The 19,791-nt window shown below is 39.0% G+C and carries 19 protein-coding genes; 8 read left to right on the forward strand and 11 right to left on the reverse strand.

Going from position 1 to position 19,791, the window contains the following annotated elements; genetic code table 11:
• Positions 1 to 41: 41 nt before the first annotated feature.
• The 5 genes from tsaE (at position 42) to KIP84_RS06770 (ending at position 5,012) form a co-directional block, all read left to right on the forward strand.
• Positions 42 to 515 carry a tRNA (adenosine(37)-N6)-threonylcarbamoyltransferase complex ATPase subunit type 1 TsaE gene (tsaE, locus tag KIP84_RS06750; protein ID WP_005068599.1) on the forward strand — a complete coding sequence of 158 codons (474 nt, stop codon included), beginning with the start codon at positions 42 to 44 and terminating at the stop codon, positions 513 to 515.
• Positions 508 to 2,457 (forward strand): DNA mismatch repair endonuclease MutL, encoded by a 1,950-nt coding sequence (gene mutL, locus KIP84_RS06755; protein WP_213689565.1) that lies wholly within the window; start codon positions 508 to 510, stop codon positions 2,455 to 2,457. The genes tsaE and mutL overlap by 8 nt, the downstream gene beginning before the upstream one ends.
• Before the next feature lie 6 nt (positions 2,458 to 2,463).
• Positions 2,464 to 3,408, forward strand: a complete 945-nt coding sequence (gene miaA, locus KIP84_RS06760; RefSeq protein ID WP_213689566.1) for a tRNA (adenosine(37)-N6)-dimethylallyltransferase MiaA — start codon at positions 2,464 to 2,466, stop codon at positions 3,406 to 3,408.
• A 93-nt stretch (positions 3,409 to 3,501) separates the two neighbouring features.
• On the forward strand, positions 3,502 to 4,014 hold the full coding sequence (gene hfq, locus KIP84_RS06765) for an RNA chaperone Hfq (RefSeq protein WP_002122267.1): 513 nt from the start codon (positions 3,502 to 3,504) through the stop codon (positions 4,012 to 4,014).
• Positions 4,015 to 4,154: 140 nt separating this feature from the next.
• Positions 4,155 to 5,012, forward strand: coding sequence for a DMT family transporter (locus tag KIP84_RS06770; RefSeq protein ID WP_032004751.1), 858 nt, complete (start codon positions 4,155 to 4,157; stop codon positions 5,010 to 5,012).
• 39 nt (positions 5,013 to 5,051) lie between these two features.
• Here KIP84_RS06770 and nfsB read toward each other — a convergent pair whose 3' ends face one another.
• The gene (gene nfsB / locus KIP84_RS06775) at positions 5,052 to 5,705 is read right to left on the reverse strand and encodes an oxygen-insensitive NAD(P)H nitroreductase (protein ID WP_213689567.1); all 654 of its coding nucleotides are present in this window, start codon (positions 5,703 to 5,705) and stop codon (positions 5,052 to 5,054) included.
• 139 nt (positions 5,706 to 5,844) lie between these two features.
• On the opposite strand from nfsB, the gene KIP84_RS18765 reads away from it, so the two are divergent.
• Complete coding sequence (locus tag KIP84_RS18765; RefSeq protein ID WP_060464640.1) at positions 5,845 to 6,075, forward strand: hypothetical protein; 231 nt, start codon at positions 5,845 to 5,847, stop codon at positions 6,073 to 6,075.
• Positions 6,076 to 6,082: 7 nt separating this feature from the next.
• On the opposite strand, the gene KIP84_RS06780 is transcribed toward KIP84_RS18765, so the two are convergent.
• Both KIP84_RS06780 and KIP84_RS06785 read right to left on the reverse strand, forming a co-directional pair.
• Entirely contained in the window at positions 6,083 to 6,802 is a 720-nt protein-coding gene (locus KIP84_RS06780) for a UDP-2,3-diacylglucosamine diphosphatase (RefSeq protein WP_213689568.1), read from the reverse strand.
• Between the two features lie 15 nt (positions 6,803 to 6,817).
• Complete coding sequence (locus tag KIP84_RS06785) at positions 6,818 to 7,327, reverse strand: peptidylprolyl isomerase (RefSeq protein WP_213689569.1); 510 nt, start codon at positions 7,325 to 7,327, stop codon at positions 6,818 to 6,820.
• A gap of 167 nt (positions 7,328 to 7,494) precedes the next feature.
• Here KIP84_RS06785 and KIP84_RS06790 point away from each other — a divergent pair, with 167 nt between their 5' ends.
• Positions 7,495 to 9,222, forward strand: coding sequence for a glutamine--tRNA ligase/YqeY domain fusion protein (locus tag KIP84_RS06790; RefSeq protein ID WP_213689570.1), 1,728 nt, complete (start codon positions 7,495 to 7,497; stop codon positions 9,220 to 9,222).
• Positions 9,223 to 9,336: 114 nt separating this feature from the next.
• Here the strand turns inward: KIP84_RS06790 and KIP84_RS18770 are convergent, their stop codons facing one another.
• The 6 genes from KIP84_RS18770 to KIP84_RS06815 form a co-directional block, all read right to left on the reverse strand.
• Positions 9,337 to 9,450: a hypothetical protein gene (locus KIP84_RS18770; protein ID WP_081325758.1), complete on the reverse strand. Its 114-nt coding sequence runs from the start codon at positions 9,448 to 9,450 to the stop codon at positions 9,337 to 9,339.
• 171 nt (positions 9,451 to 9,621) lie between these two features.
• Entirely contained in the window at positions 9,622 to 10,344 is a 723-nt protein-coding gene (locus tag KIP84_RS06795) for a glutamine amidotransferase (RefSeq protein ID WP_213689571.1), read from the reverse strand.
• 166 nt (positions 10,345 to 10,510) lie between these two features.
• Positions 10,511 to 11,326, reverse strand: coding sequence for an ethanolamine ammonia-lyase subunit EutC (gene eutC, locus KIP84_RS06800; protein ID WP_213689572.1), 816 nt, complete (start codon positions 11,324 to 11,326; stop codon positions 10,511 to 10,513).
• A 10-nt stretch (positions 11,327 to 11,336) separates the two neighbouring features.
• On the reverse strand, positions 11,337 to 12,722 hold the full coding sequence (locus KIP84_RS06805; RefSeq protein ID WP_005046422.1) for an ethanolamine ammonia-lyase subunit EutB: 1,386 nt from the start codon (positions 12,720 to 12,722) through the stop codon (positions 11,337 to 11,339).
• A gap of 14 nt (positions 12,723 to 12,736) precedes the next feature.
• Positions 12,737 to 14,173 carry an ethanolamine permease gene (gene eat, locus KIP84_RS06810; RefSeq protein WP_213689573.1) on the reverse strand — a complete coding sequence of 479 codons (1,437 nt, stop codon included), beginning with the start codon at positions 14,171 to 14,173 and terminating at the stop codon, positions 12,737 to 12,739.
• Between the two features lie 220 nt (positions 14,174 to 14,393).
• Entirely contained in the window at positions 14,394 to 15,905 is a 1,512-nt protein-coding gene (locus KIP84_RS06815; RefSeq protein ID WP_002119354.1) for an aldehyde dehydrogenase family protein, read from the reverse strand.
• A 142-nt stretch (positions 15,906 to 16,047) separates the two neighbouring features.
• Here KIP84_RS06815 and KIP84_RS06820 point away from each other — a divergent pair, with 142 nt between their 5' ends.
• Positions 16,048 to 17,238 (forward strand): helix-turn-helix domain-containing protein, encoded by a 1,191-nt coding sequence (locus KIP84_RS06820; RefSeq protein ID WP_075384017.1) that lies wholly within the window; start codon positions 16,048 to 16,050, stop codon positions 17,236 to 17,238.
• On the opposite strand, the gene KIP84_RS06825 is transcribed toward KIP84_RS06820, so the two are convergent.
• Positions 17,231 to 18,202 (reverse strand): alpha/beta hydrolase, encoded by a 972-nt coding sequence (locus KIP84_RS06825; RefSeq protein ID WP_069037204.1) that lies wholly within the window; start codon positions 18,200 to 18,202, stop codon positions 17,231 to 17,233. The genes KIP84_RS06820 and KIP84_RS06825 overlap by 8 nt on opposite strands.
• A 195-nt stretch (positions 18,203 to 18,397) precedes the next feature.
• Positions 18,398 to 19,570: an iron-containing alcohol dehydrogenase gene (locus KIP84_RS06830; RefSeq protein ID WP_069037203.1), complete on the reverse strand. Its 1,173-nt coding sequence runs from the start codon at positions 19,568 to 19,570 to the stop codon at positions 18,398 to 18,400.
• Positions 19,571 to 19,791 lie beyond the last annotated feature (221 nt).

Raw genomic sequence — 19,791 nt, forward strand, 5'->3', positions numbered from 1 at the left:
ATGTTATCATATCGATTATTTTGAATCATGTTATGTGTGCTATGTCGTATTCATTGAAATTGGTCTTAAATCATGAAGAAGATACTGAGCGTCTAGCTCGAGCTTTGGCGCAGCATGTTCAGTCGGGTGTAATTTATTTAATTGGGGACTTAGGTGCGGGTAAAACCACACTTACGCGTTATTTCTTGCAAGCTTTGGGCCATAAAGGTTCTGTTAAAAGCCCAACTTATACGCTCGTTGAACCATATAAAATTAATGATAAGGAAATTTTTCATTTTGACTTATATCGTTTAAATGACCCGTATGAACTTGAATTAATGGGAATCCGTGATTATTTAGATATCACAGATGCGTTATTTTTATTTGAATGGCCCTCTAAAGGTGGTGATGAAATTCCACAAGCCGATATCATCATTGACATTCAAAAGTCAGATGATGAGTTGACTCGTTTAGTAACCTTAACTTTACCAACAGAAAATTTGTACCAGACTTTGCAGGAACAGCTTCATGACTGATGAAAAGCTAACACAACGTCGTATTCATACATTAGACGCAGCGTTAGCGAACCAGATTGCAGCAGGTGAGGTGATTGAGCGACCTTCTTCTGTGGTCAAAGAATTATTAGAAAACTCAATTGATGCGGGTGCAACTGAGCTGATTGTACGGATTGCTCAAGGTGGTTCGACTTTAATCGAAATCATTGATAATGGGCATGGTATTCATCCAGATGATTTAGCGCTTGCTGTCATGCGTCATGCCACAAGTAAGATTAAAACTGCTGAAGATTTACATGCGATTGTGAGTTTGGGGTTCCGTGGAGAAGCCTTAGCTTCGATTGCTGCGGTTTCAAGATTGACTTTGACCAGTAGCCAAGATGAAAGTGGTATTGGTCATCAAGTTGAAGTAAATGGAACAGCATTTGATCATCAAGAAGTACAAGCAGTTGCTGCTCAAAAGGGCACCCATATACGTGTTCAGGATTTATTTTTTAATGTTCCTGCACGCCGTAAATTCTTAAAAAAACCAACTACAGAATTTGGTCATATTGAAGAGATTGTTCGCCGTCTGGCCCTAACGCATTTCGATATACGTTTTGTGCTTGAACATAATGATAATATAAGAATTAATTTACCTATAGCGGATAGCGGAGAGCTACGTTTTCAACGAGTTCAGCAATTATTAGGCTCACAATTTGTTCAAAATGCATATTGGATCGATGCTGAAAGTATTAGCATGCGTTTATCAGGTTGGCTTGGTCATCCTTCAGATGCACGTGCACAGGCTGATATGCAATATGTCTATGTAAATGGTCGTATTGTAAAAGATAAAACGATTTCGCATGCGCTACGCATGGCCTATGACGGTATTTTACATGGTCATCAACATTCATCTTATTTACTTTTTTTAGAAGTCGATCCTGAAAATATTGATGTCAATGTTCATCCGACTAAACATGAGATTCGATTTTTAAATCAAAGAGAAGTGCATGAGTTTGTAAGACATTATGCAAAAGAAACTCTCGCACAATTTCAGACAGCGAGTGCTGATCTAGCTCAAGCGATGAAAGCGGATGAAAGCTCAGATTATTCAGTACAATCTCAGCCCAAATATCAAGAACAATTTTCATTGCACCGTGCAAATGAAACTTTAAATTCAGACAGTGAAGCACGAACTCAGCCTGCACCGACAGAATTATTAACCGATTTTAACGCTAGTCGTCCGCAAGCTGTTTACTATGCAGATCAAACACCAAAATATAGTGGTTCTGCTCAATTAAATAATGCTTTAAAAACTTATTTAGCCCCACTTCGTGACCAACCTACTAATTTTTCGGTAAATGAGGATGTTGAGCCAGTTGCTAAAGTAGATGAATTTCCATTAGGTATCGCAATTGCTCAACTGCATGGAATTTATATTTTAGCGCAGAATACCGAAGGGCTTATTATTGTTGATATGCATGCGGCACATGAACGTATTTTATTACAGCAAATGAAAAATGCTTGGGATAAACCTGAATTTTGGACATCTCAGCAATTGCTTATACCTAAGGTGATTTCCATTAGCCGTATGCAAGCCGTTAGGGTAGAGGAGTTAAAACCTCAGCTCGAGCGCTTAGGTCTGGAAATTGATTTATATGGTGATGAGCAAGTTATCGTTCGGGGTGTGCCTGCCATATTACAAAAAGCTGATTTTGAAAATCTTATTCCAGAGCTTTTGAATGATTTAGATCCAAATGATGAAGCACAAGGATTACTTCAAAAAAGAGATGAGTTACTCGCTGGAATGGCATGTCATGGAGCCGTACGTGCACATCGACAACTTAGTCTTTCAGAAATGAATGCTTTACTTCGTCAAATGGAACAAACCGAATTTGCGAGCCAATGTAACCATGGGCGGCCAACTTGGCGTGCATTCCCATTATCTCAATTAGATAAATTATTTGCTCGAGGAGAGTAGTTTTACATGTCACATCAATTGCCCGTCATCAATTTAATGGGACCAACTGCGAGCGGGAAAACCGCTTTGGCATGTGAATTATACGAGCGTGGAAATTTTGAGCTAATTTCTGTTGATTCTGCACTCGTATATAAAGATATGGATATTGGCACGGCTAAACCAACTCGTGAAGAGCAAGAACTCTATCCTCATTATTTGATTGATATTATTACTCCTCTGGAAGTCTATTCAGCTGCTCAGTTTGTTGAAGATGCATGTAAATTGATTGATGAAATGCATTCACGTGGCAAAACTCCTATTTTAGTAGGAGGGACAATGTTATATTTCAAGGCATTGTTAGAAGGGTTATCTGGTAATTTACCAAGTGCTAATGCTGAAGTTCGAGCTGCAATTGAAGAAAAAGCTCTAAACGAAGGATGGCAGGCAGTTTATGATGAGTTGGTTTCTGTAGACCCTGCTGCCGCTATAAAGTTTAATGTAACTGATAAGCAAAGAATTATTCGGGCACTGGAAGTTTATAAAATTACGGGTGAACCAATTACTAAATTGCAGGCAGAACAACCAAAAAACGTACCATATCGATACATATTTCATAACTACGCTTTACTTCCAGATCGGGTAGAATTACATCAACGCATTGAGCAAAGATTAAGCAAAATGTGGGATATCGGTTTTTTGAGTGAAGTTGAAGCTCTAATTGAAAAATACGATTTAGATGAAAATTTACCCTCAATGCGTTCGGTGGGTTATCGACAAGCACTAGAATTTCTATTAAAAAGTGATCTAAGTCTCAAAAGTAAACGTGAAATGGAGGATAAAGCTTTATTTGCAACACGACAACTTGCCAAACGTCAATATACGTGGTTACGTTCTTTGCAAGAAATACACGATTTTAAAACTTACTTGACGATAAAGCAGGCGAAAGAAGACTTGCGAAACTCTTATGGATAAAGCAAAATTTGCACACTGTCTTTTTATAATTTTTAGTTGAAAAATAAAGATAGTTTTTTTGCGCTGATTTAAAAATTTTTTTTGGAGTTAAAAATGTCTAAAGGTCAAACTTTACAAGATCCGTTCTTAAATTCTCTCCGTAAAGAACGTATCCCTGTTTCTATTTTCCTTGTGAACGGTATTAAATTACAGGGTCATATTGAATCTTTTGACCAATATGTTGTTTTATTAAAAAATACTGTAAGTCAAATGGTTTACAAACACGCAATTTCAACTGTTGTTCCAGCACGTAATCCACGTCCAGCAGGCGCTCAAGGTACAGGCTTCCCAGCACAAGGCGGCACTCAAGGCGGTTTTGGTGGTCAAGGTAGCGGCTTTGGCGGCGGTCAAGGCGGTGGCTTCGGTGGCGCTCAAGGCGGCTTCGGTGGCGCTCAAGGTGGCTTCGGTGGTCAAGGTGGCTTCGGTGGTCAAGGTGGCTTCGGTGGTCAAGGTGGCTTCGGTGGTCAAGGCGGCTTCGGTGGTCAAGGTGGTTTCGGTGGTCATCAAGGTGGTTTTGACAACGATTCTAAATTTGAAGATGGTCAAGACGACGAAAATAATCGTTAATTGAAATCTTAAAAAAAACCAGTCAGACAATGACTGGTTTTTTTATGTGTATTTAAAAGTTGATTCAGAATATTTAACTGGTCATGGAGAATAATTTGCCATGATGACTAATTTTATTTAAATAAATAGGGCTTTAATGAATGCTATTAATATTAGCTGCTGCTTTTAGCAGCGTCTTGGTATCTATCCTATTAAAAAATTTAAAGAGAAAAGGTTATCAACCACTACAAATGATTGCATGGAACTATGCAAGCGCAAGTCTTCTTTGTTTTTGGTGGTTTCAGCCTGATATTCAACATGTTTCAATACAACATACGCCTTGGTGGTTAATCTTTGCTTTAGGAATAATTTTACCTAGTATTTTTTTATGTCTTGCTAAATCATTAGAGTATGCAGGAATTGTGAGAACCGAACTTGCACAGCGTCTTTCAGTTGTTCTTTCCTTACTTGCGGCATATTTCTTTTTTCATGAACAATTTAATACCTTAAAACTGTGGGGTGTAGGCCTAGGGATTTCTGCGGTCTTACTCGTATTATTTGGGCAAATCAATTCTTCAGCAAATCACCAATCTCGAAAAGCGATTTTTGCTCTTTTAAGTGTATGGTGTGGTTATGCAGCAGTAGATATTCTCTTGAAATATACAAGTAGTTTAGGTCTGCAGTTTGCACTCACTTTAAATCTTATTTTTATTACTGCTTTTATATTGTCGATTTCTTATTTATTGCTACAGAGGACTCAAAAGTGGCAGTTTAAAAGTACGATAGCTGGATTAATATTGGGAATACTCAATTTTTCAAATATTGCTTTATATGTAAAAGCTCATATTCTTTTAAAAGATTCTCCTGCTATTGTTTTTGCGAGCATGAATATTCTTGTTGTGTTATTGGGAATTTTAAGCGGAGTGATTTTATATAAAGAAAAATTAAAATGGCCTACTATTTTGGGGATTCTTTTAGGAATAAGTGGGGTAGTTTGTTTAGCTAGCGCAATGGCTTGATAGTTCAAGAGAATAGAATCTCTTGAACTATAGATATTTTTATAAATATGTGAAAATCACTTCATCTGGCAGACGTGATTTAGGAAGCTTAGCATTAAAGTCATTTTCACTGCGATAGCCTAGAGAAACAATCACAGAGCTTCGTAAGCCTTTTTCAGTTAACCCGAGCTCAGTATTTAAAATTTCTTCATCAAAGCCACCCATTGGAGTTGCATCAATGCCTTCTAAGCCCGCAGCAAACAGTAACTGTCCTAAAGCAATGAATGTTTGATTTTCCATCCACCCGAATAAATTTTTCTGTTCATTTCGGTAGAACTCGACGTAGCCATGGCGAGTATCTTTTTGGCCTAATTTTGCTTTTTCATCTTTAAAACGGCCACTTAAATCATCTTGCTCAAGTAGTTGATTTAAGTACTCAGATGTAATATCCGTTTTTGTACAGAATACAAGTGTATGTGATGACTCAAGCACTTTAGGAGCATTGTAAGCATACTTTCCTGTTAATGCTTTTGCGATTCGTTCTTTAGCTGCAAGATTGTCTGCAACTACAAAGTGCCAAGGCTGAATATTTACTGAAGAAGGGGTAAAACGTAAAATTTCTAATAATTTATTAATTTTTTCTTGAGGAATTTTCTTTTCAGAATCATATGCTTTTGTTGTATAGCGGCTTTTAACAGAATTCAATAAGTCCATAGGTGTGCTCCATATCAATCTTATGGCAATTGAGAGAATTTAATCTTTGCCATCATACGCTATTTTATTCAAAAACATTTCGTATGTAGTTTGATAAAGAAATATAATGTTTATATAAAGTTTTAATAATCTATTGAAAATGATTGATTTAATGCCAACAGATGCAAAGAGTAAGCTGCGAGAATTTAGAATCGTGAAAGCCTTTATCATTTTTGCATTTATTTTGAGTCTTTTGATTTTATACATTGAGTATCACAATCATGCACATATAAGCTGGAAATTTGTATTTATTGCCAGTATGTGTGCGATTTACAATTTTGATTTAAATAACAAAATTAAAGAATTGAAAGTTCAAATAAAAAGTAACTAATTTTTAGTTAATAATTCCAGATAATCAATTCAAGCTGTTGCGTATTTGAAGATGGATCAATTTCCAAAATATAAGCTTGATCTTCACGCCAATCGCCAAGAACAATTCGTTGTTTAGCTTCTACCTTATGAAGTGAAGGGCGATGGGTATGCCCATGAATCAGTATATCTGCATCTTTTAAAGCAGAAATAACAGCTTGTTCATTCACATCCATAATTTCATAGCTTTTTTGCTGTTTATCAGCGGAGCTTTTTTTACGAAAGCCATTAACCAGTTTGGTACGAAAACTCAGTGGTGTACGGCGTAAAAGAGCAACTAAGAGCGGATTTCGAATAATTTTTCTAAATCTTTGATAGGAAACGTCATCTGTACATAGGGCATCACCGTGTTCTAGACGGTACTGATGTCCAGCAATATTAAGATAATAAATGTCGGGTAGTAATACACCGTTAAATTTATTAAGGAAAACTTGATTTAAGGCAAAATCACGATTACCTACTTGGAAGTAAACCCGATTTCCTTTTTTGTTAAAGTCTTTTAATGCCTCAACAATTTCATCGAGCCATGGTGCTGAGTAATCATCGCCAATCCAAGCGTTAAACCAGTCACCTAAAATATAAAGCTGTGTTTGTTTATTTTGATAATGCACCAATAAATCTAAAAACCCTCGAACAAGTCGAGGGTGTTCAGGTGACAAGTGTAAATCAGAGATAAACAAATAGGTCACAGCTTATTCCTAAAATTATTCAGAAATAATTTTAGCAGATTCGATTACAACGTTTTCTAAAGGAACGTCAGCGTGGTAACCACGGTTGCCAGTGCGAACGCCTTTGATCGCTTCAACAACATCCATACCTTCAACAACTTTACCAAATACAGCATAACCCCAACCTTGAGCAGTTTTAGAGGTATGATTTAAGAAAGAGTTGTTTTTTACGTTAATGAAGAACTGTGCAGAAGCAGAGTGAGGTGCTTGAGTACGTGCCATAGCAATCGTACCAACATCATTGCTTAAACCGTTGTCAGCTTCGTTTTCGATAGAATCACGAGTTGCTTTTTCTTTGAAGTTTTCATCCATCCCGCCACCTTGGATCATGAAACCATCAATGACACGGTGGAAAATAACGCCGTCATAAAAACCGTCACGTACATATTCTAAAAAGTTTTTTACTGTTTTTGGTGCTTTTTCAGTATTTAGTTCAAGAACAATACGACCTTTATTGGTGTTTAATTCGACTTGAGGAAAACTCATTACATTAATCTCCTAAACATGGGCTTATGACCATGGGTTTTTGGTTGAGAGAAGCATAAGCAAACTGTAAACTACAAGGCAAGTAAAAAACGTTAAAATCTTTGTGAAAAATGAAGATAGCGTTTAAATTTTTCGAAATTTATCTACAAAGAAGTGATTGATACACTATGAAGCCTAATGATGTTGTCTCGAGCCTGCCTAATAACCCGACACCGAATACTCATGCCTCTGTCGATTCTGCGCAGCAAGAACAACAGGCTGGCTTAGATTTTGTTCGCCAAGTCATTACTGATGATTTGGCTACGGGACGTGCAAAGCAGATCGTAACGCGTTTTCCACCAGAACCAAATGGTTATTTACATATTGGCCATGTAAAAGCGATTTGCTTGAACTTTGGTGTGGCTGAAGAGTTTGATGGTTTGTGTAATTTGCGTTTTGACGATACAAACCCTGATGCTGAAGAACAAGAGTATGTTGATGGTATTGCTAACGATGTGAAATGGCTTGGTTTTAACTGGAATGGTGAACCACGCTATGCATCGGGTTATTTTGATCAATTATATGCATGGGCAGTTCAACTTATTGAACAAGGCGATGCATATGTAGATTTACAATCTCCAGAAGAAATTAAGTTAAACCGCGGTAGCTTTGTTGAGCCAGGTAAAAACTCTCCATACCGTGATGCATCTATTGAAGAGAATCTTGCTCGCTTCGAAAAAATGCGTAGCGGTGAGTTTAAAGAGGGTGAAGCGGTTTTACGTGCCAAGATTGATATGGCAAGTACAAATGTACATATGCGTGATCCGATTTTATATCGCGTATTGCATTCAGAGCATCACCAAACTGGCGATAAATGGAAAATCTATCCAATGTATGACTATGCTCATCCATTGTCTGATGCGATTGAAGGAATTACCCATTCGCTTTGTACATTAGAGTTCCAAGATCACCGTCCGTTTTATGACTGGATTGTTGAAAAAGTAAAATCTAAAGCTGTTCCACATCAGTACGAATCTTCACGTTTAAACGTGGACTACACCATCACGTCAAAACGTAAATTACGTAAATTGGTGGAAGGTGCGTATGTAAATGGTTGGGATGACCCACGTATGCCAACCGTAGTCGGTATGCGCCGTCGTGGCTTTACTCCTGAAGGCTTACGTGATTTCTGTAAACGTGTAGGCGTGTCAAAAACTGACGGTATTGTTGATGTTGCAATGCTTGAGTTCTGTATTCGTCAATCTTTAGAAAATACTGCTGCCCGTGGTATGGCTGTTTTAAGTCCACTTAAAGTGACTTTAACTAATTTACCTGAAGATATGGAGCTTACACATGCTCGCCATCCTAATGTTGATATGGGTGATCGTGTGATTCCTTTAACCAAGGAAATCTATATTGATCGTAAAGATTTTGAAGAAGTACCGCCAAAAGGCTTTAAACGTTTAATTCCTGACGGTGAAGTGCGTTTACGCCATGCTTACGTGATTAAATGTGATGAAGTCATTAAAGATGCAAATGGTGAAGTGATTGAACTAAAATGTTCAATTGACCCTGAAACTCTAGGAAAGAATCCGGAAGGCCGTAAAGTTAAAGGCGTGATTCACTGGGTATCTGCAACTAAAGGGATTCCTGCTGAAGTGCGTATTTACGATCGTTTATTTACTGAAGCCGCACCTGATGCAGACGATGACTTCTTGGCAAATCTTAATCCTGAATCATTGAAAGTGGTACAAGCTGTCATTGAGCCAGCTTTGGCACAAGCGAATCCTGAAGATCGTTTCCAATTTGAGCGTGAAGGCTATTTTGTCGCTGATCAATATGATCATTCACCAGAGAAACCGGTTTTCAACCGTATTCTTGATTTGAAAGATAGTTTCAAGCCTGAGAAAAAGTAAGACGCGTAAAATGTTTTTGAGCAAATAGCAGATATAAAAAAGCCCAACTGAGTTGGGCTTTTTTATATCTATTTTCTTACATATATTATGTTTTATGGTGCTTTGGCAAATAAGCTAAGCCGGATTAACCACGTAGAAATAAAGAACAATGATTATAAGAAGAATAGATGCTAGCAATAAATAAGTGTTCACTGTATTAAAGCTTTTAATAAATTTCAGGATTTCCATAATGATTTAACTATTTATATTTGTGAATAAAAGTATAGTAAAACAGTAGACTTTGTTGAATATAAAATGTGCCAAAAAATAGGTTTTTACCCTATCTTTTGGTTAATAAAAAAGCAGTTGGCTCTATTGAGATATATAGATTAATTATTAGATTGAAGATAATTTTATTTATTAACCGCTATATCCAATTCGTTTAAGAAATTTTTGAATAACATCAAAAGCAGCATGTTCAAGTGCTTGAGCATATTGTAAGTTTTCTTCGCGAAGTTTTGGAATAGAAATATTGGCATTTCGAAGTTCACATGTATGGCCAATTAACCATTTCTCAAAATTTTCTTCTGTTGTTTCAATATGAAACTGCAACGCGAGAATATTATTTCCAACTTCAAATGCTTGATTGGTATAAATCTCTGAACTAGCTAATAACACCGCGTTTTCAGGGAGGTCGAAAGTGTCACCATGCCAATGTAGAACATGGACATTATTAAGCAAAGCAGATAATACCTGATTAGGACGTAAACTTAAGCTGAGTGGAGCCCAGCCAATTTCTTTTTGATGTCCTGCATATACTTTTGCGCCAAGTGCATGAGCAATAAGCTGTGCGCCTAGGCAAATACCAAGTGTAGGCTTGTCAGCTGCTAAACGTTGTTTGAGTAAAGCGATTTCATCTTTTAAGAATGGATAATCGTCAGTTTCATAAACTCCGATTGGACCGCCTAAAATAATAGTTAAACCTTCATGTGAAAAAGCAGGGGTTAAATCATCAACACCTGCTTCAAAATAACGAACGCGAAATCCGAGTTGATAAAAGACATCTTCTAATGAACCTAAGTCTTCGAAAGCAAGATGCTGAATGGCATAAATAGTTTTAGGGAAGGCGTTTGTTGTGTTCATACAAATGATTCATAGAAGATCAATAGGTGGAGTATAGCGATAAATATAAAGAAGAAAATATCTGTATAAATCGTCAATACCTGAAAATTGATATTTTTCGTTAAAATGAGGTTGTTATGCAAAGGATTATCTATTTATGAATAAATCCCTAAACATATTCTACTGTTTAAAATAATAGCTTTTGAGTTCCCTCAAGACCTATATCTGAAAGTTGATGTTCATCTTTCAAATTAACTCCTGAAAAGCCAAGCTGTTTTGATTTTTTCATTAATGCCATTAAACGTTGTACTGCAACTGGAATACTTAAACCTGCTGAGCGAACATTAGAAATACAATTACGTTTGGCATCGAGGCAGCCTGAATATGCATTCCATGTGTAGTAAATTCCCATACTATCAGGAGAGCTTAAACCAGGGCGCTCACCGATTAGCATCACTAGCATGGGTGCCTTAAAGATCTCAGCAACTTCATCACCTAAAGCAACCCGACTGCCTGTTGCTAGTGTAATCGGTGCAAGGCTCCATTTTTCTTGCTGAATTTGTTCACTTAGCGCTGTAATGAATGAGATAGCATTCGCTTCAATCGCTCTTGCGGAGAGACCGTCACCGACCACAATACAAACATCATACTGTTGCGTGTTTTCTGCATACTTCTTAATTAAGGCTTCTTTTGATGGGTTTGAAAGCTGACGACCTAAATCTGGACGTTTAAGATAAATTTCCTTATTAGGAGCATTACTTTGGACATGAAGACTTTGCAGTTGCCGTTGTGCTAATTGCTCAGACAAATAAGAAACATCCATCTCTTGATAAACTGCATCTTTTGCTTGCGCATGCGACAACTGGAACTCAAGTAAGGCACGTGTCGGGATGCTACAACCCGCACGGCCCAGAGCAATACGGGCATCAGTAAATTGTTTAAGTTTTTCCCACTGATCTTGATGGGTAGAAGATGGATATTGAATATCATGGTTCAGTTTCATGGTGTTCTCCCTAGTTCATGAGCAGGCGAGAGAATTGGTCGGGCATGTGGTCTGCCCAACATATTTGGGAGTTTTGTTGTTTAAAAATACCTTGCTGTTCAAGCCATGCTGAAAACTCAGGAGCGGGTTTTAAACCGAGGAGTTGTCTTAAATAGAGGGCATCATGGAATGAAGTGGTTTGATAGTTGAGCATGACATCGTCTGAACCCGGAATCCCCATTATAAAGTTAATGCCCGCAGCACCAAACAGAGTAAGAAGAACATCCATATCATTTTGGTCGGCATCGGCATGGTTGGTATAACAAATGTCGCAGCCCATTGGCACGCCAAGCAACTTACCGCAGAAGTGATCTTCTAGTCCCGCACGTATAATTTGTTTACCGTTAAAAAGGTATTCAGGACCAATAAAGCCAACGACTGTATTCACTAAAAGCGGATTGTATTTACGAGCTACTGCATAAGCACGCGTTTCTAATGTTTGCTGGTCAACGCCGTGATGTGCATTGCTGGATAACGCACTGCCTTGACCCGTTTCAAAGTACATGACGTTTTGTCCAATGGTTCCGCGCTTGAGTGCAAGTGTGGCTTCATATCCTTCTTGTAGTAAATCGAGCGATATTCCAAAGCCTTCGTTAGCCAGTTGTGTACCAGCGATTGATTGGAACATTAAATCAATTGGCACATTTTTTTCAGCAAGTTGAATGCCTGAGCTGATATGTGTGAGAACACAAGATTGTGTTGGAATCTGATATTCCTGAATGACATGATCAAGCAGTTTCAGTAGCTCTGACAAATTATGTAGGTTATCCGTCGCTGGATTGATACCAATCACGGCATCACCATTGCCATACATCAAACCATCTAAAATACTTGCAGAAATACCAAGCACATCATCGGTAGGGTGGTTCGGTTGTAAACGGGTAGAAAGATGGCCTTTTAAACCAATCGTGTTACGAAATTGAGTGACTACCTCACATTTACTGGCAACATAAATCAAATCTTGATTGCGCATAATTTTGCTGACAGCAGCTACCATTTCTGGAGTTAAACCTGACGCTAAGGCTTTTAGGCTTTGTGCAGTGGCTTCTTCACCAAGTAACCAATTTCGAAAATCACCTACTGTAAAGTGTGAAATAGGGGCAAAGGCTGCCAGATCATGTTCATCAATAATTAGTCTTGTAATTTCATCAGTTTCGTAATCGACCACAACCTCATTCAAAAAAGTTTTAAGTGGTACATCGGCCAAAGTCATTTGTGCCGCAACATGTTCGGTTGCATCTCTGGCCGCTACACCTGCTAATTCATCACCTGAACGTAACGGCGTTGCTTTTGCCATCAAGGTCTTCAAGTCAGCAAAGTGATACTGTTGATTGGCGACAATATTGCGATAACTCATAGTTGAATCCTTTTTTATAGTTCTTGTTCTGCGGCTTTAATATTTGCAAACTCTTCTTCTGGTGTGCCTTTCACTAAATGATAACGGCTATAGAATAAAAAGTAAGCAATAAATACGACATAAATAGCGGCAGCAATAAACCAAACTTTTGGGTTAACAACAAAGCCCGCAACTACAGCAGCGACTGCTAGAACTAAGGCAATACTTGAAGTAACGATTCCTCCAGGAGTTTTATAAGGACGAGGCATGTCGGGTTTAGATAGGCGTAGTTTGATGTGGGATAAAAGAATCAACACATAAGAAATGGTGGCACCAAAAACAGCGATTAAAATGAGTGAATCACCTTCTTTGGTGAGTGAAAGCAAGAACCCAATAATGCCCGGAATAATAATTGCGAGATAAGGGGCTTTATTTTTATTGGTTAAAGAGAGTGAAGTAGGTAAGTAACCAGCACGAGAGAGTGCAAAAATTTGACGCGAATAGGCATAGATAATTGAAAAGAAACTCGCGATTAAACCTGCTAAACCAACAAAGTTAACAAAAGTCGCAAGCCAAGTATTGGTGCCATACACTTTAACCAGAGCATCGACGAGGGGAGCGCCAGAGTTTTGTAAAGTACTTGCACCCGCTGCACCTGCACCTAAGAATAAAATGAGCATGGCAAAGGCTGTTAAGATGAGCATTGCTCCGATTAAACCGCGTGGCAGAGATTTGGCTGGATCTTTTGCTTCTTCGGCTGCTAATGGCACACCTTCAACTGCAAGGAAAAACCAGATTGCAAAGGGAACTGTGGCCCAGATGCCTAAATAGCCATGAGGTAAAAAAAGACTTGCGCCAACATCTGTACCAACTGGAATATCAAATAAATTTTGTGCATTAAAGTGTGGAATCATTGCCACAATAAACACAACAAGGGCAACAGCAGCGACAAGGGTAATTGCGAACATGATTTTTAAAGCTTCGCCGGCACCTTTGAGGTGTATACCCATAAAAATGGCGTAGCAGGCGAGGTAAATCATCCAGCCATTAATGCCAAATAGAGATTCGCAATAACCGCCAATAAATACGGCAATCGCCGCAGGAGCAATTGCGTATTCAATTAAAATAGCTGTTCCTGTTAAATAGCCTCCAAAAGGACCAAAAGCAGCACGCGCAAAACTATAACCGCCGCCTGCTGTCGGCATCATGGTGGACATTTCTGACATAGAAAGACATAGACATAGGTACATGATTGCAGCGAGTGCAGTTGCAATAAACATCCCACCCCAACCACCTTGGGCTATGCCGAAGTTCCAGCCAGCAAAATCACCCGATATCACATAAGCTACGCCTAAACCAATCAGGAGTAACCAACCAACCGTACCTTGTTTGAGTTGACGCTGAGCAAAATATTCTGCTGACGAGACTTCTGTCTTTGAGGAAATAACGGAAGCTGTTTCTGGTTGATTCATACAATACTCCTGCGAGTGGGTTTGTATGAATCAATGCAAAAGCAATGCCTAAATGAAGCACTTTAGAGAGTAGATGGAGATTTTTTATTCTAAATGATAAAAATTCAAGCTTAACAATCGTAAATAAAGAAGCCAGCAATCTAAATTACTGGCTTCTTATATAATTAGTCATCTTACTTCTTTCTAGTGTTGATAGTTTGGTATCAACTTGGTGCGAAACTTAGAAGAAGCCCATTGGTTTAGTTGAGTAACTTACCAACAAGTTTTTAGTTTGTTGATAGTGATCTAGCATCATCTTGTGGTTTTCACGACCAATACCAGACTTCTTGTAACCACCAAATGCAGCATGTGCAGGGTAGATGTTATAGCAGTTTGTCCAAACACGGCCAGCTTCAATAGCACGACCAGCACGATAAGAAATGTGAGCTGAACGTGACCATACACCTGCACCTAAACCATACATGGTGTCATTGGCGATTTTAATTGCATCGTCAAAGTCTTTGAATGTTGTCACAGCAAGTACAGGTCCAAAAATTTCTTCTTGGAAAACTTGCATGCCATTGTGACCTTTAAAAATAGTCGGATCGACATAGTAACCATCGCCTACTTCTTTACGGCCGCTACCGCCAAGTAAGAGCTCTGCACCTTCTTCACGACCAGTGTTAATACAACGTAAGATTTTCTCTTGTTGTTGTAGAGATGCTTGTGCGCCAATCATCGTTTCAGTATCAAGTGGATGACCAGTCTTAATACGTTTTACTCGTTCGACAGCCATCTCTAAGAACTGATCAGCAATGCTTTCTTGTACTAAAGCACGAGAAGGGCAAGTACATACTTCACCTTGGTTTAAGGCAAACATGGCAAAACCTTCAAGCGTTTTTTCTAAGAAGTCATCTTCTTTATCCATGATATCTTCAAAGAAAAGGTTTGGTGACTTACCGCCAAGTTCTAAGGTAACTGGAATAATATTTTCAGTCGCATATTGCATCACCATTTGTCCAGTTTGAGTTGAACCTGTGAATGCGATTTTTGCAATACGTGGGTTGGTAGCTAACGGGCGGCCGACTTCTGAACCGAAACCATTAACAATATTAAGTACACCCGGCGGTAAAATGTCTTGGATGAGTTCAGCCACCAACAAAATACCCACTGGAGTTTGTTCAGCTGGCTTAATCACAACACAGTTACCTGCTGCTAAAGCAGGTGCAAGTTTCCATGCTGCCATCAAAATCGGGAAGTTCCATGGAATAATTTGACCAACTACACCGAGTGGTTCATGGAAATGATAAGCAATGGTATCTTCATCAATTTCAGAGATGCCACCTTCTTGAGCACGAATACATCCAGCGAAATAACGGAAATGGTCGATCGCGAGCGGAAGGTCAGCTGCTAAAGTTTCACGTACCGCTTTACCATTATCCCAAGTTTCGGCAACAGCAAGCATTTCAAGATTTGCTTCTAAACGATCGGCAATTTTTAAAAGTATATTTGAGCGTACCGTTGGTGATGCTTTATTCCATGTTGCTTTCGCTTTATGTGCTGCATCTAGAGCGAGTTCAATATCTTCGGCACTAGAGCGTGGAATACGTGTGAAAGCTTTTCCATCAACAGGAGATACATTATCAAAATATGCACCCTTTATAGGTGCCACCCATTCACCGCCAATAAAATTTTCATATTGTGATTTAAATTGAACTTTTGAGCCTGGTTGATTTGGATCGATATAGCGCATATAAATATTCCTTTGCTTTTTAGGACTAAAGACTAACAAGAACCCTGTCAGTAGGTACTTTCGTACTTTGTATAATTAGGATATAAAGAAGAAGGTTGGAGAAAGGTTGGAATAGAAATGTGGATATATAAGGAATTTACAAATGTTCACAAAAAAGGATTTATTGCAGCAACGGACGTTGATTGATCAACTGCGCACGCAAAATAGTCTCTCTCCTCAGAACGCTGCCAAACTCGGCCAAAGTATTGCAAGCTCATGGGAACGATCAGCCTCTGCTGCGATTCCTAAAGAGCGTTTTGCGGCTCCATTAGTCGAGAAAAAAACTGCTTCACAGAATGCTTTAGATATGGCTTTAACCCAATGTGCCGACGACTTACGTCATATTGCAGAGCAATCTTCAATGGTAATTGCTGTCGGTGATATCGGCAGTACGATTATCTGGACGGCACCAAGTGCTCAAATGCAAAGTGCTGCTGAGCGTGTACATTTTGTACAAGGTGGTCAGTGGCGTGAAGAATTTGTGGGCACCAATGCCTTGGCTTTATCTTTAAAAACTCAACAATCAAGCTGTGTTTTTTCAAACGAACATTACATGGAGTCGATTCATGATTGGGTGTGTTATGCCGCACCGATTATCGATCCATACTCAAAACAAACGCTAGGTGTTGTTGATTTATCAACCACATGGAAGAACCATAATAGTTTAGGAATTCTGGCTGCTGAACGTTGTGCATCCATTATTCAATCTGCTTTGCTAGAGCAGCAGCGCCAGCAATTACATATCCGTGCATTTTCGACGCCGCAAGTTAAATTTAACGGCAAAAGTTTATTATTAACGCCGCGTCAAATTGAAATTTTAACCATATTGGCACTATGTCCGCATGGTTTAACTTTAGAGCATCTTTATCAGGCGCTGTATGGCGAACGTAAAGTCAGTATGGGTACGCTTAAAGCTGAAATGTCTCAACTGCGAGATATTTTGGGTGGTTTACTTGGTTCACGTCCATATCGTTTGCTGGTGCATGTTGAAGCCGATTTTTTACAAGCTGAACAAGCGCTCGATGCGGGATATGCAGCCTCGGCTTTGCAGCTTTACACTGGTGTATTTCTGGCAAAAACTGAAAGTCCGTTTTTATGTGCATGGCGCGACTGCCTTGAGTCACGCTTGAGCGATGCAATTTTTAAAACCCAAGAAACAGATTTACTGTTAAAGCATCTAGCTCATTTCCCTGAAGCAATTGATGCGGTAGAACGCCTTATGGAGCTCTTACCAAGTGAACATCCTGCGCATCAACTGCTGGTAAAATACCTTGACTCACCTAAGCTTAGTTAAGTAATTTTTGATCCAGCCACTGGAACAATTGTTGATAGACTTGTTCTCGTACTGGCTGGGCTGAAAGGACTAAGTCATGCAATCCATTGTGAATAGAGACTACAGAGACATCACCTTTAATTTTTTTACCATGTTTCTCAATATCTTTAACATCTAAAATTACGTCACTTTGAGTCGCATCTATTCCCCATTTTTTTGGATTTTTAGTTTGATGGGAATGCATAATTAGTACGGGAACGTTCAGTTTAACTCCGCGGTGAATCTCTTTTTGCGCCGTATGAATCGCATGTACAAAGCTGAGCTGAACTGTAGGGGCAGAGGTTGGTTTCCAGTCAAGGTTGAACTCCCATTCGCCTTTGAGCTGCTTGTGAAGACTGGTGGTGTACCATTTGTTTAATTGGCTTGGAAATTTAACTTTTGGTAGATATTGTCCTACTCGACTGAGCATAGGAATACCAAACTTCTTTTCGACTAGACTTAAATTAAAGTCGTAAAACGGACTATTTGCCCATAGCGCTTTAATAAGAGGATGATCTGGATGATGAGCAGCATAAAGCGTTGCTGTCAAACCACCAGTTGAATGGCCTGCGAGTAAAACCTGAGTGTGTTGCTCTTCACCAATAATCTCTAATGCTTGAGTAATTTCGGCATCATATTCATTTAAATCGAGCACATTATAGAAAATTTGATGAGGCAGTTTTGAGCGGCCATATTTTCTTAAATCAAGTGCATAGAAGTCGTAACCATGAGCATTGAATTGCTCAGCCATTTCGGTTTGAAAGAAATAATCTAAAAAACCATGAATATATAGTACGGCTTTTTGAGTAGATTGAGCGGTTTTTTTACGCACTAAGGTGGCTACAACTTTCCCTTCATAATCATCAGGAAAACTAAGTGTGAGCTGTTCGTAACCTGTGCCTAAAATATCTGGAACATAAGTTTGATTAGCTAAAGATGTATTCATTTTTATCGAGCTATTGTAATTAAGACATGCAGAGTATCCTTCAATGAAATGGGCGAATTGTCAATCAGGTTTGGAAAAGGTTGGAGTATAGGTTCTAAAAAAAGGGAATACCGCTGGAGCTAAGTATTCCCCAAAAAAGTAAGTCAACGGTCGGAGGGATTTGACTTACTAGAGGGATATGCCATTACATCGGTATTAAAGTGCTGCTTTGAAAATCTCCACAACTTGTGCATGATTTGCTTTACGAGGGTTGGTGAGCATACATGCATCTTTTTGAGCATTATCTGCCATCACTGCAAGGTCTTCAGTTTTTACACCAAGCTCGGTTAAGCCAGATGGAATACCAATTGATGAAGACAGTTTACGAATGGCCTCAATTGCAGCATACGCAGCTTCTGTTACGGTGAGTCCGTGAGTTTTTACACCCATTAACTCTGCGATTTTTGCGTAGCGATCTGGGCAAGCAATTAAGTTAAATTCACATACGTGTGGCAACAAGATTGCATTACATACGCCGTGAGGTAGGTTGTAGAAACCGCCTAACTGGTGCGCCATTGCGTGAACATAACCTAAAGATGCGTTGTTAAACGCCATGCCAGCCAAGTATTGTGCATAGCTCATCGCATCACGTGCTTCGATATTTTCGCCATTTGCAACAGCAGGTTGGAGCCACTGGCTAATCATGGTGATGGCTTTTTCTGCACAGGCATCAGTAATTGGGTTTGCCGCCGTAGAAACATATGCTTCAACCGCATGTGTTAGCGCATCCATACCTGTTGCAGCCGTTAAACCTGCCGGTTTTGCAATCATGAGTTTCGGGTCATCAATGGCAATTAGTGGGGTACAACGCCAGTCGACAATCGCCATTTTTACGTGAGTATCGGTATTGGTAATAATACAGAAACGAGTCATTTCAGATGCCGTACCAGCCGTTGTATTCACTGCAATTAATGGCGTCATTGGGACTTTACTTTTATCGATGCCTTCGTAGTCACGAATATGACCACCACCCGCAGTGACTAAACCAATCCCTTTTGCACAGTCGTGAGATGAACCGCCACCTAAAGATACAATAAAGTCACAGCCATTGTCGTTATAGGCATTTACGCCATTATGAACATTAATATCGGTTGGGTTAGGTTCTGCGCCTGGGAATATATGGCTTGCAACGCCTGCTTCAGTTAAATAGTTTGCGATAAGATCTGCAACACCAAATTTAAATAAGCCTTCATCTGTCACAATTAATGCTTTTTTTGCGCCGAGGTTTTGTGCCTTTGTACCAATTTCTTTAGCACATCCTGGTCCAAAGAGTGATACGCATGGAATATAAAAACCGTTTGTTTGATCTGCAATATTTTTAAAAGCCATGGAGTGATTCCTTCTTCCATAAATCCATTGTTTGTTATTACAGGTGAGCCTCACCATGGCCTTAGTATTGTGATGTGAAGTTTATTTTCCTACCTACCAAAAACCTACCAAATATTATTTTGTTTTTAATTATTGATTTATATGTGCTTTTTAGAAAGTTTGGCACATTCATTTAATTTTTTCGGGAAAATCGTTAAGCTATGGGCTGTTGAAGATGTACA

Origin of the sequence: Acinetobacter sp. BHS4 (assembly GCF_018454425.1) — a bacterium.
GTDB classification, from domain to species: Bacteria; Pseudomonadota; Gammaproteobacteria; order Pseudomonadales; family Moraxellaceae; genus Acinetobacter; species Acinetobacter pittii.

Excerpts from the sequence above, each read along its gene's own strand:
- hfq (WP_002122267.1), top strand. The coding sequence starts at position 3,502 with ATGTCTAAAGGTCAAACTTTACAAGATCCGTTCTTAAATTCTCTCCGT.
- KIP84_RS18765 (WP_060464640.1), top strand. The coding sequence starts at position 5,845 with ATGATTGATTTAATGCCAACAGATGCAAAGAGTAAGCTGCGAGAATTT.
- KIP84_RS06770 (WP_032004751.1), top strand. The coding sequence starts at position 4,155 with ATGCTATTAATATTAGCTGCTGCTTTTAGCAGCGTCTTGGTATCTATC.
- KIP84_RS06790 (WP_213689570.1), top strand. The coding sequence starts at position 7,495 with ATGAAGCCTAATGATGTTGTCTCGAGCCTGCCTAATAACCCGACACCG.
- eat (WP_213689573.1), bottom strand. The coding sequence starts at position 14,173 with ATGAATCAACCAGAAACAGCTTCCGTTATTTCCTCAAAGACAGAAGTC.
- KIP84_RS06795 (WP_213689571.1), bottom strand. The coding sequence starts at position 10,344 with ATGAACACAACAAACGCCTTCCCTAAAACTATTTATGCCATTCAGCAT.
- KIP84_RS06825 (WP_069037204.1), bottom strand. The coding sequence starts at position 18,202 with ATGAATACATCTTTAGCTAATCAAACTTATGTTCCAGATATTTTAGGC.
- KIP84_RS06820 (WP_075384017.1), top strand. The coding sequence starts at position 16,048 with ATGTTCACAAAAAAGGATTTATTGCAGCAACGGACGTTGATTGATCAA.
- KIP84_RS06805 (WP_005046422.1), bottom strand. The coding sequence starts at position 12,722 with ATGAGTTATCGCAATATTGTCGCCAATCAACAGTATCACTTTGCTGAC.
- tsaE (WP_005068599.1), top strand. The coding sequence starts at position 42 with ATGTCGTATTCATTGAAATTGGTCTTAAATCATGAAGAAGATACTGAG.
- nfsB (WP_213689567.1), bottom strand. The coding sequence starts at position 5,705 with ATGGACTTATTGAATTCTGTTAAAAGCCGCTATACAACAAAAGCATAT.
- miaA (WP_213689566.1), top strand. The coding sequence starts at position 2,464 with ATGTCACATCAATTGCCCGTCATCAATTTAATGGGACCAACTGCGAGC.
- KIP84_RS06830 (WP_069037203.1), bottom strand. The coding sequence starts at position 19,570 with ATGGCTTTTAAAAATATTGCAGATCAAACAAACGGTTTTTATATTCCA.
- KIP84_RS18770 (WP_081325758.1), bottom strand. The coding sequence starts at position 9,450 with ATGGAAATCCTGAAATTTATTAAAAGCTTTAATACAGTGAACACTTAT.
- mutL (WP_213689565.1), top strand. The coding sequence starts at position 508 with ATGACTGATGAAAAGCTAACACAACGTCGTATTCATACATTAGACGCA.
- KIP84_RS06815 (WP_002119354.1), bottom strand. The coding sequence starts at position 15,905 with ATGCGCTATATCGATCCAAATCAACCAGGCTCAAAAGTTCAATTTAAA.
- KIP84_RS06785 (WP_213689569.1), bottom strand. The coding sequence starts at position 7,327 with ATGAGTTTTCCTCAAGTCGAATTAAACACCAATAAAGGTCGTATTGTT.
- eutC (WP_213689572.1), bottom strand. The coding sequence starts at position 11,326 with ATGAAACTGAACCATGATATTCAATATCCATCTTCTACCCATCAAGAT.